The organism is Gordonia sp. 11cp (assembly GCF_057767225.1).
On record NZ_CM173437.1, the window covers coordinates 1,792,459 to 1,808,663 of the forward strand.

At 67.5% G+C, this 16,205-nt stretch carries 14 protein-coding genes; 10 read left to right on the forward strand and 4 right to left on the reverse strand.

The features are described from left to right. The first annotated feature begins 61 nt into the window (after positions 1-61). On the forward strand, positions 62-2,302 hold the full coding sequence (locus AC3B6C_RS07935) for a molybdopterin-containing oxidoreductase family protein (RefSeq protein WP_488375597.1): 2,241 nt from the start codon (positions 62-64) through the stop codon (positions 2,300-2,302). A gap of 98 nt (positions 2,303-2,400) precedes the next feature. Here the strand turns inward: AC3B6C_RS07935 and AC3B6C_RS07940 are convergent, their stop codons facing one another. Both AC3B6C_RS07940 and AC3B6C_RS07945 read right to left on the reverse strand, forming a co-directional pair. Next, complete coding sequence (locus AC3B6C_RS07940) at positions 2,401-3,066, reverse strand: fasciclin domain-containing protein (protein ID WP_193363213.1); 666 nt, start codon at positions 3,064-3,066, stop codon at positions 2,401-2,403. Between the two features lie 140 nt (positions 3,067-3,206). Continuing rightward, on the reverse strand, positions 3,207-3,776 hold the full coding sequence (locus tag AC3B6C_RS07945; protein ID WP_010844888.1) for a DinB family protein: 570 nt from the start codon (positions 3,774-3,776) through the stop codon (positions 3,207-3,209). A 205-nt stretch (positions 3,777-3,981) separates the two neighbouring features. Here AC3B6C_RS07945 and AC3B6C_RS07950 point away from each other — a divergent pair, with 205 nt between their 5' ends. Beyond that, positions 3,982-4,635, forward strand: a complete 654-nt coding sequence (locus AC3B6C_RS07950; RefSeq protein WP_488375598.1) for a pyridoxamine 5'-phosphate oxidase family protein — start codon at positions 3,982-3,984, stop codon at positions 4,633-4,635. Between the two features lie 198 nt (positions 4,636-4,833). Here the strand turns inward: AC3B6C_RS07950 and AC3B6C_RS07955 are convergent, their stop codons facing one another. Then, positions 4,834-6,411, reverse strand: coding sequence for an AMP-binding protein (locus tag AC3B6C_RS07955; RefSeq protein ID WP_488375600.1), 1,578 nt, complete (start codon positions 6,409-6,411; stop codon positions 4,834-4,836). Positions 6,412-6,506: 95 nt separating this feature from the next. On the opposite strand from AC3B6C_RS07955, the gene AC3B6C_RS07960 reads away from it, so the two are divergent. Then, positions 6,507-7,310 (forward strand): helix-turn-helix transcriptional regulator, encoded by an 804-nt coding sequence (locus tag AC3B6C_RS07960; RefSeq protein ID WP_010844699.1) that lies wholly within the window; start codon positions 6,507-6,509, stop codon positions 7,308-7,310. Between the two features lie 353 nt (positions 7,311-7,663). Further along, the gene (locus AC3B6C_RS07965) at positions 7,664-8,551 is read left to right on the forward strand and encodes a DUF5995 family protein (RefSeq protein ID WP_010844698.1); all 888 of its coding nucleotides are present in this window, start codon (positions 7,664-7,666) and stop codon (positions 8,549-8,551) included. Between the two features lie 243 nt (positions 8,552-8,794). Here AC3B6C_RS07965 and AC3B6C_RS07970 read toward each other — a convergent pair whose 3' ends face one another. Further along, positions 8,795-9,070 carry a DUF7218 family protein gene (locus tag AC3B6C_RS07970; RefSeq protein WP_010844697.1) on the reverse strand — a complete coding sequence of 92 codons (276 nt, stop codon included), beginning with the start codon at positions 9,068-9,070 and terminating at the stop codon, positions 8,795-8,797. Between the two features lie 256 nt (positions 9,071-9,326). Here AC3B6C_RS07970 and AC3B6C_RS07975 point away from each other — a divergent pair, with 256 nt between their 5' ends. The 6 genes from AC3B6C_RS07975 (at position 9,327) to AC3B6C_RS08000 (ending at position 16,073) form a co-directional block, all read left to right on the forward strand. Further along, positions 9,327-10,415 carry an S-(hydroxymethyl)mycothiol dehydrogenase gene (locus AC3B6C_RS07975; RefSeq protein WP_488375601.1) on the forward strand — a complete coding sequence of 363 codons (1,089 nt, stop codon included), beginning with the start codon at positions 9,327-9,329 and terminating at the stop codon, positions 10,413-10,415. Further along, positions 10,415-11,044 carry an MBL fold metallo-hydrolase gene (locus tag AC3B6C_RS07980; RefSeq protein WP_055477179.1) on the forward strand — a complete coding sequence of 210 codons (630 nt, stop codon included), beginning with the start codon at positions 10,415-10,417 and terminating at the stop codon, positions 11,042-11,044. The genes AC3B6C_RS07975 and AC3B6C_RS07980 overlap by 1 nt, the downstream gene beginning before the upstream one ends. A 63-nt stretch (positions 11,045-11,107) precedes the next feature. Beyond that, the gene (locus AC3B6C_RS07985; protein WP_488375602.1) at positions 11,108-11,569 is read left to right on the forward strand and encodes a hypothetical protein; all 462 of its coding nucleotides are present in this window, start codon (positions 11,108-11,110) and stop codon (positions 11,567-11,569) included. 164 nt (positions 11,570-11,733) lie between these two features. Next, entirely contained in the window at positions 11,734-12,627 is an 894-nt protein-coding gene (locus tag AC3B6C_RS07990) for an SGNH/GDSL hydrolase family protein (protein ID WP_488375603.1), read from the forward strand. A gap of 167 nt (positions 12,628-12,794) precedes the next feature. Continuing rightward, positions 12,795-14,162, forward strand: a complete 1,368-nt coding sequence (locus AC3B6C_RS07995; protein WP_055477182.1) for an MFS transporter — start codon at positions 12,795-12,797, stop codon at positions 14,160-14,162. A gap of 183 nt (positions 14,163-14,345) precedes the next feature. After that, a complete protein-coding gene (locus AC3B6C_RS08000) occupies positions 14,346-16,073 on the forward strand; it encodes a SulP family inorganic anion transporter (protein WP_488375604.1) in 1,728 nt (575 codons plus the stop codon). Positions 16,074-16,205 lie beyond the last annotated feature (132 nt).

Sequence of the window (16,205 nt, forward strand, 5' to 3'; positions counted from 1 at the left end):
ACCGAACCGCAGGCCGGCCCGTCTGCGGAACATCATTGCGCGAGGTCGAGGGGACGCACCGATGCCGATGGACAAGCACACCTATTGCCGTATCTGCGAGCCGCTGTGCGGCATGATCGCGACCGTCGAGGACGATCGGCTGGTCTCGCTGCGGCCCGACAAGGAGCATCCGCTGTCGCGAGGCTTCGCGTGTCCGAAGGGGATCGCGTTCACCGAGATCGTCAACGACCCCGACCGTCTCCGGCACCCGCTCCGCCGGCGCCCCGACGGTGAGTTCGAACAGGTCTCGTGGGACACCGCGCTCGACGAGATCGGGCGGCGCTTGGTCGAGGTGTACAAGTCGTCCGGCAGCGACTCGATCGGCTGGTACTTCGGGAATCCGGCGACGTTCTCGACCGGACACGTGCTGTGGACCGCGATATTCATGAACCTGCTCGGGACGCCGCACGTGTACTCGGCGGGGTCGCAGGACGTGAACAACCGGTTCGTCGCCAGTCACTTCCTGTACGGCAACCCGCTGACCGCGCCGATCCCCGACATCAACCGGGTCGACTATCTGGTGATCATCGGCGCGAACCCGGTCGTGTCGCACGGCAGTGTGATGAGCTCGCCGCGTATCCGCGAGGGCCTGAACGCCATCACGGCACGCGGTGGGTCCGTCGTCGTCGTCGACCCTCGCCACACCGAGACCGCCCGGGAGTTCGACTGGCTGCCGATCACGCCCGACACCGACGCCTTGTTCCTGTTGTCGCTCCTGCACGTGCTCTTCGACGAGAACCTCGCCGACCGTGATCGGCTCCGGCGGCAGGCGCGCGGGGTGGCCGAGCTCGAGACGCTCGTCGCGGCATATGCACCGGAGGTGACCGCCGCCCGCACGGACATCGATCCCGAGCGGGTGCGCGAGGTCGCCCGGTCGCTCGCGCGGACGGATCGGGCCGCGGTGTACGGGCGGGTGGGTACGTCGTTGGGGCGCACGGGCACGTTGACGACCGCGCTCCTGGACATGGTCAACCTCGTCGCAGGGAACCTGGACGTGCCCGGTGGCTCGATGTTCGGCGATCTGGGAATTCCCGGACAGCGCCTGGGTGTGACTGCCCTGCAACGGGTGTCGAGCTTTCGCTGGGCCGGACGCCGGAGTCGTGTCGGCAATCTGCCGCAGGTCCTCGGGACGGCGCCGGCGTCGTTGATGGCCAAGGAGATCACCACACCCGGACGTGGCCGGCTCCGCGCGCTGTTCGTCAGTGCCGGCAATCCGGTGCTGTCGGTCCCGAATGGTGACGAACTGCGCTCGGCGCTCGACGAACTCGATCTCATGGTGTCCCTGGACATCTACCGCAACGAGACCAACGCCCGGGCCGACTACATCTTGCCGGCCACCACGATGTACGAGCGCGAGGACTTCCTGCTCCCGTTCCAGGCGCTGTTCACGACCCCGTTCAAACAGGCCACCGAGGCCGTGATCCCACCGCAGGGCGAGGCCCGCGAGGAGTGGACGGTGATCAACGAGCTCATCGGCTTCCTGGCGCCGGAGAATCTGCTGATCCGGTCACTGCACGCCGGCAACCGGTTGGCACGACGCCTCGGGCGTCCGGTCACCCCGCGCGGCATCTCCGACCTGGTGATCCGAATGGGGTTGGGCGGCGACCGATTCGGTCTGCGCCGCGGCGGATTGACCTACCGGCGTCTGGTCGAGGACCATCCGCACGGGGTCGTGGTCGCCGACGATCTCGCACCCGGGCAGCTCGGGAAGAACATCACCTACCTCGACAGCAAGATCCGGTTGGCGGCACCGGAACTGATGGCCGAGATAGAACGACTGGCGGTCGAGGACGACACGGGTTACCCGTTGCGGCTCATCGGCATGCGCGAGATCCGTTCGGAGAACAGCTGGCAGCACAACGCACCGATGTTGTTGCGCGGAGGACGATCTCACGCAGCCAGAATGCATCCCGACGATGCCACGGCACGCGGGCTGGCCGAGGGCGATCTCGCGACGGTGGCGTCCCGACACGGACGGATCTCGTTGCCCGTCACCATCACCGAGGACATCAAGCCCGGTGTGGTCGCGATCCCGCATGGGTGGGGGCACAACGGATCCGGCGGGTGGACGCAGGCGAACGCGGCCGCGGAGAACGACCTCGGCGCCGGTGGCGTGAACGTCAATGCCCTCATCTCGTCGGATCCGGCCGACCTCGAGCGGCTCGCCGGGATGGCCAACATGACCGGGGTTCCGATCCAGGTGGCGGCTCTGACCGACACCCACGTGCGGCCCGGCGAGGCAGTGCCGTCGGCGCGGATCTGACGAGGATCACACGGCCGGCCCCGCACAGCACGATTCCCACCGGCGGATTTCGCCGGTGGGGATCGCGGAAAACGTTGTCACACAGCGCTACCGGGAAATCACTCGCCGGCCGGGGGCATCAGCACCGTGTCGATCAGGTAGACCTGGGCGTTCGACGTGGTGACGCCGCCGCAGACGACGCCGGACTCGTTGACCTTGAGGTCGTCGCCGGATCCGGTCACGGTGACCTGCTGGCCCTCGAGCGTGGTGTGCTCACCGACGATCTGGTCGGGGGCGGTCTGACCCTCGACCACGTGGTAGGTCAGGATCTTGTTCAACAAGGGGGCGTCGGTCTTGAGCTGCTCGATGGTCTCCGGGGGCAGCTTCGCGAACGCATCGTTGGTCGGTGCGAACACGGTGAATTCACCCTCGTTCAGCGTCTTCACGAGGTTGACCTCGGGATTCAGCTGGCCCGAGAGGGCCTGGGTCAGCGTGGTGAGTTCGGGATTGGTGGCAGCCGCGGTGGCGACCGGGACGGTGGACATCCCGTTGACCGACGCCGGGCCCGAGGGGTTGGCCTCGGCATATGCGGCACAACCGGGTCCGACGAGGTTCGCGGCCGGGTCCGCCATCGCGCTCTCGCTCATCATGGCGCTGGATTCGGTTGCAGCGCCGGTCGTTTCGCTCGAGGTGTCGGAGTCGTCACTGGAACAGCCGGCCATCACGCCGACAGCGAGGACCAGTCCTGTCAACGCACCTGCTACACGGGGAACTCGCTTGATCATCGTCGATCCAATCTGTGGGGTCGGTGTCGACTGCGTCTGATCGGCAGCCTCACAACGTCTTCGGTGCAGGGGGCCCCGCGGATTGGTCGAAGGCGAGACTGATCGCCGAATGCCGGCCGTTCCCTACCGCGACCTGGGCATCACTGGGCCCACTCGGCGTCGGCCCAGTCCTGCCCTTCGGACACCGCGCCCATGGTGGTCTGGCCGTCGAGTGCTTCGCGGATGATGTCGGCGTGGCCGGAGTGATGGGCGGTCTCGCGGAGCAGATGGGCGATCATCGTGCGGATAGAAACCCACTCCCGCTCGGGTGCCCAGGGCGCGGTGGGCTGGGGGATGAGTTCGTCGAGACTCGCCGCGCCGGCGATCACGCGATCGAGTTCTGCCGCCGCGCGATCGTAGGCGTCCAGCCAGCCGGCCAGGGTCTCGTCGTCGCCCATCTCGTACTCGGTCATGGCCTGACTCATGTCGAACTCGGCGTTCTCGTCCCGTTCGGTGATGACGCGCGCAGCGTTCTCCTCGCCGTGTGCGAGGTGCTTGATGAGAGCGCCGATCGTGAGGGTGCTGACCGTCGACTGCTTCCGGGCGTCGTCGTCGGAGAGGTTGCGCGCCGTGATCTTCAGCATGTTGCGCTGGTCCTGCAGGACGGTCAGCAGTTCCTTCTTCTCGCCGGTGACCTCGACGCTGAGTTCTGCGGGGGTGTAGGTGCTCATGGTGTGTCCTCTCGATGTGTGTGAGGACCACGCTATGAGCGATAGAGGACAGTTTCGGTCCTCGTTGGTCAGCCCTGGTGAAAACCACCCCACAGAAGTGGATTGGCGACCATGTGTCGCTCGGCGCGCTGTGGCGGGTGGTTTCCAGCAGGGGTGCCCCAGCAAACCTGTTGAGCCGACAGCCGTCGCGGGCGACCATGTCCGCATGACTTCGAACGGCGGTACTCCGGTGGACGCGGCATCGCCGCTCTCGTCCTTGACGCGCAAACCCGAGCGGGCAGCCGACCGTGCGTTGCTCGACGCCCTGCTCGACGAGGCGAAGGTCGGGACCCTGGGCACCGTCGTCGACGGCCTCCCCTGGTCGGTGCCGATGCTCTTTGCGCGGGACGGCGACTCGATCGTCCTGCACGGATCGACCGGGGCCGGTGCCCTGCGGCACGTGGCGGCGGGCGCGCCGGTGACCTTCACGGTGTTCGTGTTGGACGGGCTGGTCGTGGCCGACACCCTCTTCGACCATTCGGCGAACTACCGGTCGGCCGTCGTACGCGGTGTGCCCGAAGTCGCCGACGATGCCCAGGCGGCATTGGAGATGTTGTCGGACAAACTCATTCCCGGTCGGGTCGCCGAAGTCCGGTCGACGACGCGCAAAGAGCTGGCGGCGACCGTCGCACTGCGTCTGCCGATCGTCGACGGACAGTGGATCGCGAAGGCGCGGACCGGTGGGCCTGGTGGGGAGTCGGCGGAGTGGACCGGCGTCGTCCCCGTACGGACGGTCTACGACGCCCCGGTGACCCACAGCGGGGAGTCGCCGCCGGATTCGGTGCGGGCGCTCGTGGACCCGTCGCGGGATGTTGGCTGAAGTGACCGGGAGGGACCGGAGAAGCGCAACCAGCGGATAGGGGTGTGACCCGCTGGTTGCGCGTCCGGTGACCGCGTCGTGGGCCGGGCGAGGTCGTCGAAGCCCGGCCGGCGCAGTCGGTCTTCGCGCGGCGGCGTCAGTGGCCGCGCAGTCGGTTCATCGCTCACACACGGTGAGGCCGTTACGCGCGAACGCGACTCATCTCTGGCGCAGCAGGAACCGTTGGATCTTGCCGCTCGGGGTCTTGGGCAGGGCGTCGACGAAGTGGACGGTGCGCGGATAGGCGTGCGCGGCGAACCGCGTCTTCACCAACTGCTGGAGCTCGGCTTCGAGAGCATCGGTGCCCTCGACCCCGTCCGCGAGGACGACGAACGCCTCCAGGACCTCGCCACGGAGCTCGTCGGGACGGCCCACGACGGCGACGTCGACGATCGACGGGTGGGTGATCAGGACGCTCTCGACGTCGAACGGGCCGATCCGGTACCCGGCCATGATGATCACGTCGTCGTCGCGTGCGGTGAAGAAGTAGCGGCCCTCGTCGTCCACCCGTCCGGTGTCGCCGGTCAGGTACCACCGGCCGTCGGGGGAGAATCGCTGCTCGGTCTTCTCCGGGGCGTCGAGGTAGCCCGAGAACCACATCAGCGGGCTGGCCGGGACGTCGATGGCGATCTGGCCGTCGACGACGCCCGCGGCGAACCCTGGCATCGGCCGGCCCATCGAACCCGGGACCAGGGTCTCGTGGACCGACTCGTGCCAGTGGTTGTTGATGAACATGCCGTGCTCGGTCTGGCCGTAGTGGTCGCGGACCTCGGTGCCGATGGCGCCCAGCGCCCAGTCGATGACGTCAGGGGTCAGGGGTTCACCGGCCGAGGATGCCCGGCGCAGCGAGAACCCGGAGATGCGCGAGTCCTTGCTGAGCGAGCGGTAGACGGTCGGTGCCGCCGCGAAGTTGGTGACGCCGCGGTCGCCGAGGATCTTGGCGGTGAGTTCGGGGGTGAATCCGGCGTGCAGCAGCAGATTGCGCCGCCCGGCCGCCAGCGGGCCGAGCACACCGTAGTACAGCCCGTAGGCCCAGCCGGGGTCGGCGGCGTTCCAGAACACGTCGTCGGCCCGGACGTCGAGACCGAAGTGCATGTAGGCGACGAACGAGGCGAGCGCCTTGACCGGCACGGGAACGCCCTTCGGCGCACCGGTGGTACCGCTGGTGAAGAGCAGGATCAACGTCCCGTCGCCGCCGACCGCGACCGACTCGGTGACCGCGTCGTGCGAGGCGATCAGTTCTTCGAACTGCTCGCCGGCGACCACGGTGGTGATGCCGTCGATCCCCGAGAGCTTGTCCGCCTGACTCGGCTCGGTGATGACGACCTTCGCGGCACCGGCCTGCAGGCGCATCTCGATCGCGGGGGTCGCGAAGGCGGTGAACAGCGGGATGTAGACCGCGCCGAGGCGAGCGATCGCCAGCAGCGAGACGACGAGCTCCTCGCGCTTGCCCATGAGGACGCCCACCGTGTCGCCGCGACCGACGCCCAGCTCCGCGAGAGCCGCGGCGAGTCGCTTGGACCGCTCGGCCAGCTCGCCGTAGGTGACGTCGGTGGTGACCGGCCGGACGTCGCCGGACTGGTGATCGCCGGTCTGCTCGACCTCGATCACGGAGAAGGCGACCGCGTCGGGATCGTGTCCGTCGACGAGAAGCGACGCGGCGTCGGCGTCGGGCGCCCCGTAGATCGCCAACCAGCGGTCGACCAGGTCGGTGGGGGTCGTGGTGGCCTGTGTCATCGTGAACCTCGCTCTTGACTGAGTAAGCTGAGTCACAGTGTCCTCCGCGGACGACTTCCTGGAACACCCTCCGAAGAGGGGGAGAGTGAGGTGAGATGCCCGAGCCGCTGAGCGGGATCGTCACCGACGCGCTGCGCCGGGTTCGCAAGTCCAGCGGGGTGCCGCTGGCCTTCGCGGGTGTCCTGAACGGGCCGTCGAACCTGCGTCTGCAGCATTTCGCCGGCTCGACGGTCGGAGCTTTGAGGGGGGTGTCGGTCGACGTCGGGCACGGGCTGGGCGGCAAGGTCGTCTCGCTGAACCGTCCGATGGTCGTCGACGACTACCTCCGCACCCCGCGCATCACCCATCGCTACAACACGATCATCGAGCGCGAGGGGTTGCGCGCCATGATGGCCGCGCCGGTGATCGTCGATCGGACGCCCGTGGCGGTGCTCTACGGCGCGCTGCACACCCCGGACCCGATCGGCGGACGGATGCTCGACGTCCTCGCCATGGAGGCCCGCACCGTCGAACACGAGATCGTCGCGTCGCGCGCGCGGCTCGAACACGCCGCCCGGGACGAGGCGGAGATGCGTGACCGGATGACCGCGGCCTACACACGACTCCGATCGCTGGTGGACACCGTCGACGACGACCGGCTTGCCGACGAGCTCGCCGCGATCACCGAGGTCCTGGTCGCGGCGAACCCGGCAGCGCGGACGCAGGTGGATCTGACCGGGCGCGAGCAGGATGTGATCTCCCTTGCCGCACTGGGATACTCGAATGCGCGGATCGCCGAGACGCTCGGCGTGACCGTGTACACGGTGAAGGGCTACATGAAAGATGCGATGCGCAAGCTCGGGGCGTCGTCGCGGCTGGAGGCCGTGGTGACCGCCCGCAGCGCGGGTCTCCTGCCCTGACGACCCCCGCTCCCTGACGACCTCCGCTTCCTGAGGACCTCCGCTTCCTGAGGACCTCCGCTTCCTGAGGAGCGCCCGGAGCTTGCGGAGGGCGCGTCACGAAGGGTCTCGCAACCCGCACCTCCGCTCCCTGAGGAGCGAGCTTGCGAGCGTCACCCTGCTCCCTGAGGAGCGAGCTTGCGAGCGTCACCCTGCTCCCTGAGGAGCGAGCTTGCGAGCGTCACCCTGCTCCCTGAGGAGCGAGCTTGCGAGCGTCACCCTGCTCCCTGAGGAGCGAGCTTGCGAGCGTCACGAAGGGTCTCGCAACCCCGTCGGAGGGTTGATCCGCGCGCGGAGGGGTAACACCGGGTTCCATGCGAACACTCTCGGTGGCACTGCTGACCGCCGCTCTGCTCGGAACACTCCTCGTCGCCGCGCCGGCAACGTCGACGGCGGCACCCGCCGAGACGTGTGGCACCGAGCTCCGCCCCGCCGACCGGGAGCGGCTCGTCGAGCTCAGTACCTATGAGCGTGATTCGCGAGACCTGCCCCTGGTACAGCTACGACGCAACGTCACGAAGCTGTACGGGATCGTGGACATCCTCACCGACCGTCGCGACCGCCGCGGGCTCTTCGCCCTGGGACTTGCCGCGGTGGAACGCGACGCGGTGATGCCCCTGCAGAACAACCCGCGCGTCTTCCAGACCCCGCGATGGGCCCCGGTCATCAGCCTCGAACTCCTCAACCGGTTCCTCGACGCCGTGCGCGGCGAGTTCGGGGGCGGTCCGGTCGCATCCCAGTGGCGGCACTACTTCGACATGGCGGCCGACTGCGCTGTCCCGGGTCAGCGGGTGGCGATGGCCGGGTACAACTCGCACATCACGGTCGACCTCGCCTACGCGACGGCCGCCTCCCGCGCGACGACAGGAAACGCGCGTGACTTCTTCTTCATCGTCGATGCCATAGCAGCGCATGGGAACTCGATTGTGACATCTACACTTCGGGAGTACGGCGTCGACCTCGGACCGATCTTCCGGTTCTACACCGTCGGGGAGGGCCTCGACCGTGTGGTCGGCGCCGGCCGGGCCACCGGGCCGATGCTGCGAGCCGCCGACGTCGGCTACAACGTGCTCACCTTCCGCAACGGCCTCGCGCTCCAAGACGGGCGCGCGGCCGCCGGTGCGCGTAACGATGTCCGCGCGCTCTGGAACACCGGGGAGACCGCACTCACGGCCTTCCAGCGTCTCGGCCTGGTCCGGTGACCGGCGGGTCACTGTGCCCGGACGCCCTCGGCACGTGGTGGTGACCCGGCGGAATAACTTTCCGATCGCCGCAGTTGTACCCCGCGACGGTGACGGACTCAATGCCCCGGGTCCCACCCTTTTGCCGCTTCGAGCGGCCTGTTTGCCGAGAGGCGCACTGACCGGCACCGTCCCACAACACGCCGAAGCCGCCGATCCCTCAGGGTCGGCGGCTTCGGTGTTGTCGGACCGGTTCGTCCCGGTTCAGTGATCCCGCAACTTCTCGATGAGCTCGTCCTTCTTCAGATCCGAGTAGCCGGACAGGTCGAGTTCCTTGGCGCGCTTCTTGAGCTCGTCGACGGTCCAGTCCTCGTAGGAGCCGGACTTCCCGCCGCTCTTGCCGACGTCCGAGCGAGAGCTGTTGGCGGCGGCGTTGGCGATGCGCGCGGACTTCTCCTTCGAGTTTCCCTCGTCGCGCAGCTTCTCGTAGAGTTCGTCGTCCTTGACCGAGGGTCCGGGGTCCTTCTTGTTCTGTGCCATGGTCGACCTCCTCGTGATCGAACGTGAGTGGTGGTTCCTCTTCGGTGTGCCCGCGCGCCCGCGGCGCGAAACAAACCTGGGCCGTGCGACACGACTGACTATCAATAGTGGACGTTGTCCACTCCCAGTGGACCGACGATCGACCTACGGATAAGGTTGTGACGATGTGTTCCGGCGATGCCGCGGTGCGTCGCTTCGCCCGCGGACACACGTCGCACACGTACCCCGAACAACGCAGTTGCGGAAGGAAGAGCGCATGTCGCAGACAGTCAAGGGAGTCATCTCGCGCAGCAAGAAGGCGCCGACGGAGGTCGTGGACGTGGTGATCCCGGACCCGGGCGCACGCGATGTGGTCGTGGCGATCAAGGCATGCGGTGTCTGCCACACGGACCTGGCCTACCGCGAGGGCGGCATCAACGACGAGTATTCGTTCCTGCTCGGCCACGAGGCCGCGGGTGTGGTCGAGTCGGTCGGTTCCGACGTCACCCATGTGGAGGTCGGGGACTTCGTCGTCCTGAACTGGCGTGCGGTGTGCGGGCAGTGTCGCGCCTGTAAGCGCGGACGCCCGTGGTACTGCTTTGACACCTTCAACGCCAGCGTCCCGATGACCCTGACCGACGGCACCGAACTGACCCCGGCGCTGGGTATCGGCGCGTTCGCCGAGAAGACCCTCATTCACGAATTGCAGTGCACCAAGGTCAATCCCGACACCGACCCGGCCGTGGCCGGGCTGCTCGGCTGCGGTGTGATGGCCGGTATCGGCGCGGCGATGAACACCGGCAACGTCGGTCGTGGCGACTCGGTCGCTGTCATCGGCTGCGGTGGTGTCGGTGACGCCGCGATCGCGGGTGCCCGCCTGGCCGGCGCGACGACCATCATCGCGATCGACCGCGACGCCTCGAAGCTCGAGTGGGCGAAAGACCTCGGTGCCACCCACACCATCGACGGCTCGAAGGTCGACGACGTGATCGCGGCGGTGCAGGAACTGACCGACGGCAACGGCGCCGACGTCGTCATCGACGCGGTCGGCCGCCCGGAGACCTACAAGCAGGCCTTCTACGCCCGCGACCTCGCCGGCGTCGTCGTGCTCGTCGGTGTGCCGACCCCGGAGATGACGCTGGAGATGCCGCTCGTGGACTTCTTCTCCCGCGGCGGTGCGCTCAAGTCGTCGTGGTACGGCGACTGCTTGCCCGAGCGTGACTTCCCGATGCTCATCGACCTCTACGAACAGGGCCGCCTGCCGCTGGACAAGTTCGTCACCGAACGCATCGGCATCGACGACGTCGAAGCGGCGTTCTCGGCGATGGAGGCCGGCAAGGTGCTGCGTTCGGTGGTGGAACTCTGATGTCGGATCTGCGCATCGACAACGTCGTCACCTCGGGCACCTTCAGTCTCGACGGCGGAACCTGGGACGTCGACAACAACGTGTGGCTCGTCGGCAACGACGACGAGGTGATCATCATCGACGCCGCGCACTCGGCGAAGCCGATCCTCGACGGCGTCGGCAACCGCACGGTGAAGGCGATCGTGCTCACGCACGGCCACAACGACCACGTGACCGTTGCCCCGGAACTGTCGCAGGCCACCGGCGCGCCGATCCTGCTGCATCCCGGCGACGACATGCTCTGGAACGACACCCATCCCGATGTCGCGCACCAAGACCTCGAGGACGGCCAGAAGATCGGTGTCGCCGGTACCGAGCTGACGATCATCAACACCCCGGGCCATTCGCCGGGCTCGTCGGTGATCCATCTGCCCGAGGCGAAGGTGCTGTTCTCCGGCGACACCCTGTTCCAGGGCGGGCCGGGCGCGACGGGTCGCTCGTACTCGAGCTTCCCCACGATCATCGCCTCGATCACCGAGAAGATCTTCACCCTCGACCCCGAGACGAAGGTCTACACCGGCCACGGCGACGGCACGACCGTCGGCACCGAGGCCCCTCACCTGGAGGAGTGGATCAAGCGGGGTAGCTGACCGGAGACTGCGTGAAGGCGGCACCAGGATCTGTGAGTCGTCGTGTGCGGGTAGCGTGCGGCCATGAAGTGGGTGCGGGCGGCCTGGGTGGTCTTGGGAGTGCTCGGCGTCGCGTTCGCGGTGTGGAACGCGTTCGAACCTGCTGGGTGGTCGTCGATGTCGTGCGGCAAGATCGGCGAACTGGACGAGCCTGGTGTTCGCGCAGACGCCACGTGTGATGACCCGGTGTGGTTCGTGTACGGCGCATGGCCGCCGGTGACTGTCGGTGTCTTGCTGAGTGCCGCACCTGTTGTCGCCGCGCTGGTGATGCGCTGGTGGGTGTCGTGGCTCGCGATAGCGGCGCTGGCGGGTGTGACCGTCTACGGGGTGGCGCACTGGACCGGCTTCTGGGGGCTGCTGATGGTCGGCGGCGCCCCCATGACGGTGGCCGCCATCGTGATCGCGGCATCCCACCTCGGCGTGACGGCGTACCGCGACTCGCGGCACGCGACAACTGCTGAGTTCGCACACCAGGACGCCTGGTAAGTGCATCTGTGATGCAACGGGTTTCGTCGTCAGTGACGAAGTGTTGCGGGTTCTTGATCGGACTGTTCCCGTTGATGCGCACGCCGGACGCGGGATTGTCGGGAGGCGAGTGTTAGTCTCAATAACAACATCAGTAACTTGAGCACCATGATCCGGAGTTCGGAATGCCCTTGCCGTACCGCCGCGGACCGCGCCGACGCCTCGGCATCCGAACCGCGCTGACCGCGGCGGCCACTGCCGTCGCGCTCGTCGGCGGACTCGTCCAGGCCGGTGGGGCCCAGGCAGCGGACGGGTATCCGTACGTGAATCTCGGCGACAGCTACAGCGCGGGCGCATCGGTGTTCCCCCAGGCGACGAGTGCGGCAACCTTCTGCTCGAACTCGCTGGTCAACTACTCCAGCCTCGTTGCCAAGCGACGCGGCACCCCGGTCGCCGACGTCAGTTGCGCGGGCGCGACGACCGAGAATCTGACCAAGTCGCAATACCGGTGGCAGGGACCGCAGATCAGCGCGTTGGGGCCGGCCACCCGCTTGGTCACCATGACGATCGGCGCGAACAACAACGGGCTGTTCAACGACTCGACCTCGGCCTGCCAGCAGGCCTGGCTGTCCGCGCCGTTGTCGGCCACCCCGTGCCGCGACGAGTTCGGCACCTCGTTGGTCGACAAGATCAACACCTCGACCTATCCCGACCTCGTGAACGCGTTGCGCCGCATCGACCGCGCCGCGCCGCGCGCCCGCGTCCTCCTCGTCGGCTATCCGCAGATCTTCCCGGCCAGGGGCACTGCGCTCTGCTCGGCGTCGTTGCTCACCGCGCCCGGAGATATCGGATTCCTGCACCGGGTCTTCGCCGCCCTCGACGACGCCATGCGCCGCGCCGCTGCGGCCACGGATGCGACCTACGTCGACATGACCAAGGTCTCCGCCGGCCACCATGCCTGCGCGGGCGATCAGCGATGGGTCGAACCGACGTTGGGTGCGGTCAGCTTCCCGGCGATGCACGCCAACACACGAGGCCAGCAGGCGATGGCAGACCAGGTCGCAGCCGCACTGCGCTGAAGCACCGCGCCGAGAACTTGCTAGCCGTGTGTGGGCACCACGCACGGCGGGGGCAAAAGTAGTGAATCTGGAGACCCGACAGCTCCCCGGATTGTCCAGGGACGGCGCTCAGGATTTTCTCAGGGGTCGGAGCTCGGGCGCCGATCCGCAGGCGTAACGTCGCGCGAATGAGCGATTCCGCGGTCCGCAACATCGACCACCCCGATCAGGCGCCGGTACCCCGTAGCCGCATCGTGGTCGCGTCCATGATCGGGACGAGCATCGAGTTCTTCGACTTCTACATCTATGCGACGGCCGCGGTCCTGGTCTTTCCAGTCCTGTTCTTCCCCAAGGGCGACGACACCGCGGCGCTGCTGTCGTCGTTCGCGACCTTCGGCCTCGCGTTCGTGGCGCGGCCCATCGGCTCGATCCTGTTCGGCCACTTCGGAGATCGGGTCGGGCGTAAGGCGACGCTCGTCGGCTCGCTGCTCACCATGGGAATCGCGACCTTCGTGATCGGACTTCTGCCCACCTACGACTCCGTCGGCTACCTCGCGCCCGCGCTGCTGGCGCTCATGCGCTTCTGCCAGGGTCTCGGCCTCGGCGGAGAATGGTCTGGCGCAGCGCTTCTCGCGACGGAGACCGCGGAGAAGGGCAAACGCGCGTGGGCGGCCATGTGGCCGCAGCTCGGCGCACCGATCGGCTTCTTCTTCGCCAACGGCACCTTCTTGCTGCTGATGCTCGGGCTCGACTTCGACGCCTCGTCCTCCGGCTCCGACCATGCGTTCATGACCTGGGGCTGGCGAATCCCGTTCCTGGCCAGCGCCATCATGGTGGCGGTCGGGCTGTACGTCCGATTGAAGCTCACCGAGACGCCGGTCTTCGCCAAGGCCGTCGCCGACGGCAAGAAGGTCAAGGCTCCGCTGGCCGAGGTCGTGAAGACCAGCTGGCGCCCGCTCATCGCCGGCACGTTCATCATGGTCGCGACCTACACGCTGTTCTACATCGTGACCACCTGGGTGATCTCCTACGGCACCGGCAAGGTGACCGACGAGTCAGGCGTGAAGCTCTCGATCAGCTACGTCGACTTCCTTCAGCTACAGCTCGTCGCGGTCCTCTTCTTCGCCGCCTGCGTGCCGATCTCGGGGCGTCTCGCCGACCGGTACGGCCGTCGCGCCTTCCTCATCGTGATCACCGCGGCGATCATCGTGTTCGGCCTCTGCTTCCAGTGGCTGCTCGACCCGTCGTCGATGACCGACGGCATGATGCTGTTCTTCCTGATCCTCGGAATGACGCTGATGGGTCTCACCTTCGGGCCGATGAGCGCCATCCTGCCCGAGCTGTTCCCGACCAACGTGCGCTATACCGGCTCGGGGATCGCCTACAACGTCGCATCGATCCTCGGCGCCGCCGTGGCCCCGTTCATCGCCACGTGGATCGTCGCGGACTACGGCGTCGGCTGGGTGGGTGTCTACCTCGCCATCGCCGCCTGCGCCACCATGATCGCGCTGCTCAGCGTCAAGGAGACCAAGACCGTCGACCTCACGGAGGTCTGAGCCGCGCCCGCGGCGGGCTTGGAAGGCGTATCGCTGTCGGATGCGCCGCGTTGCGGCACACTGGCCGTGGATGCCGTGCGCATCCGGGGCGGTGGATGATCCGGGCACGATCGGTGGCGGAGGTTGGTCTGTGAGTGGTTCGGCTCGGAGGTCGGCGCCGTCGTCGCGGACTGACCCCGGACGATGACAGCGCGGCGTCCGACGGGAGCGGTGTTCAGTTCCCTGCACGACTATCGGATGGCCTACCTGCGCCCCGACGTGGTTGCCGGGCTGACGGTGTGGGCGGTCCTGGTACCCGAGGCCCTGGCGTACGCGACCATCGCCGGTGTGCCGGCGGTGGTGGGTCTGTATGCCGCTGTCCCGGCGCTGGTGCTCTACGCCGCCGCCGGCAGCTCACGTCATCTGGTGGTCGGGCCGATGTCGGCGACCGCTGCGTTGTCCGCGGCGACCGTGGGCCCGATCGCCGGAGACGATACGCAACTCTTTCTCGCCACCACGGTCGCACTGTCGATCACGGCCGGGCTGGCCGCGCTTCTCGCGGGCGTCCTGCGGATGGGGTTCATCGCCTCGTTCATCTCCGAGCCGGTCCTCAAGGGATTCATCGTCGGGCTCGCGCTGACCATCATCATCGGTCAGGTCCCGAAGCTGTTCGGCGTCCCGAAGGGCTCGGGAAACTTCTTCGAACAGGCCGGTTCCTTCCTCACCCATCTGTCGGAATGGAACTGGCGCACCACGATCATCGGCGTGACCAGCCTGGTCCTGGTGTTGACGATCCGGCGGTGGCTACCGCTGGTTCCCGGATCACTGGTGGCGGTCTTGGGCGGTATCGGGGCCGTGTGGCTGTTGGGTCTCGATGACTCCGGTGTCGACATCGTCGGTGAGATCGATCCCGGCCTGCCCGAGCTGGGTCTGCCGTCCGGGATGTCGATGGATCAGTACCTCGAACTGGTGGGACCCGCGGCCGGGATCGTGCTGATCGGTTTCGCCGAAGGCCTCGGCGCAGCCAAGACATACGCCGCCAGAGCCGGATACACCGTCGATGCCAACCGTGAGCTCATCGGTCTCGGGGCCGCGAACGTCGGCTCCGGTTTGTGCTCGGGGATGGTCGTCAACGGCAGCTTGTCGAAGACAGCTGTCAACGGGGGTGCCGGCGCGAAGACACAAGCGAGCGGGCTCGTCGTCGCCGTACTGATTGTCCTGACGCTGATGTTCCTGACCGGTCTGTTCGAGAAGCTGCCCGAGGCGACCTTGGCCGCGGTGGTCATCGCGGCGGTGGTCGAGCTCGTCGACCTCGCTGCGTTGCGGCGCCTGTACCGGGTGTGGACGGGCCGATTGGGCACGATCTACGGCCGCGCCGCTCGCGCCGACTTCATCGCCGCCCTCGTCGCGTTGTTCGGTGTTCTGGTCTTCGACACCCTGCCCGGCCTGATCATCGGCATCGCCGCGTCCATGCTGCTGCTCCTCTACCGGGTCTCGCGGCCGCACGTGGCGACCGTGGTCAAGGACGGAACCCGCTGGGTGGAGACCACCGACGAGGCGGACCCCCGCCACGTCGAGGGCGTGACGGTCATCCGCGTCGAAGCGGGATTGTTCTTCGCCAACGCCGACACCGTCCGCGATCGGATCTCCGACCTCGCCACCGGAGACACCCGCGCCATCGTCCTGGACGCCGAGACGTCACCCTTCATCGACGTCAGTGCCGTGTCCATGCTCGTCGAACTCCATGACGCGCTGTCCGGCAGAGGTATTCAATTCGCGATTGCCCGTGAGGTCGGACAGTTCCGGGACGTCATCGGCACTGCCGCGCCGGACAGTGCGCTGCAGGTCTTTCCGACCGTTGCCGAGGCGCTGACCGCTCAGGCGCGTGGGAGACCCGATCCAGCGACACCGCCAGACACGAACGATCCCTAGATACGTGACGCGGGACGGGGCACGCACGGTCGGGGGTTCCGCGTGACTCTTCATGCGGTGCCGGTCGATTCGGGCGCAACCGTGCCGGTGCTTTGGTTAACTGGCTGCGGACGATACCGCTGACCAGAGGTG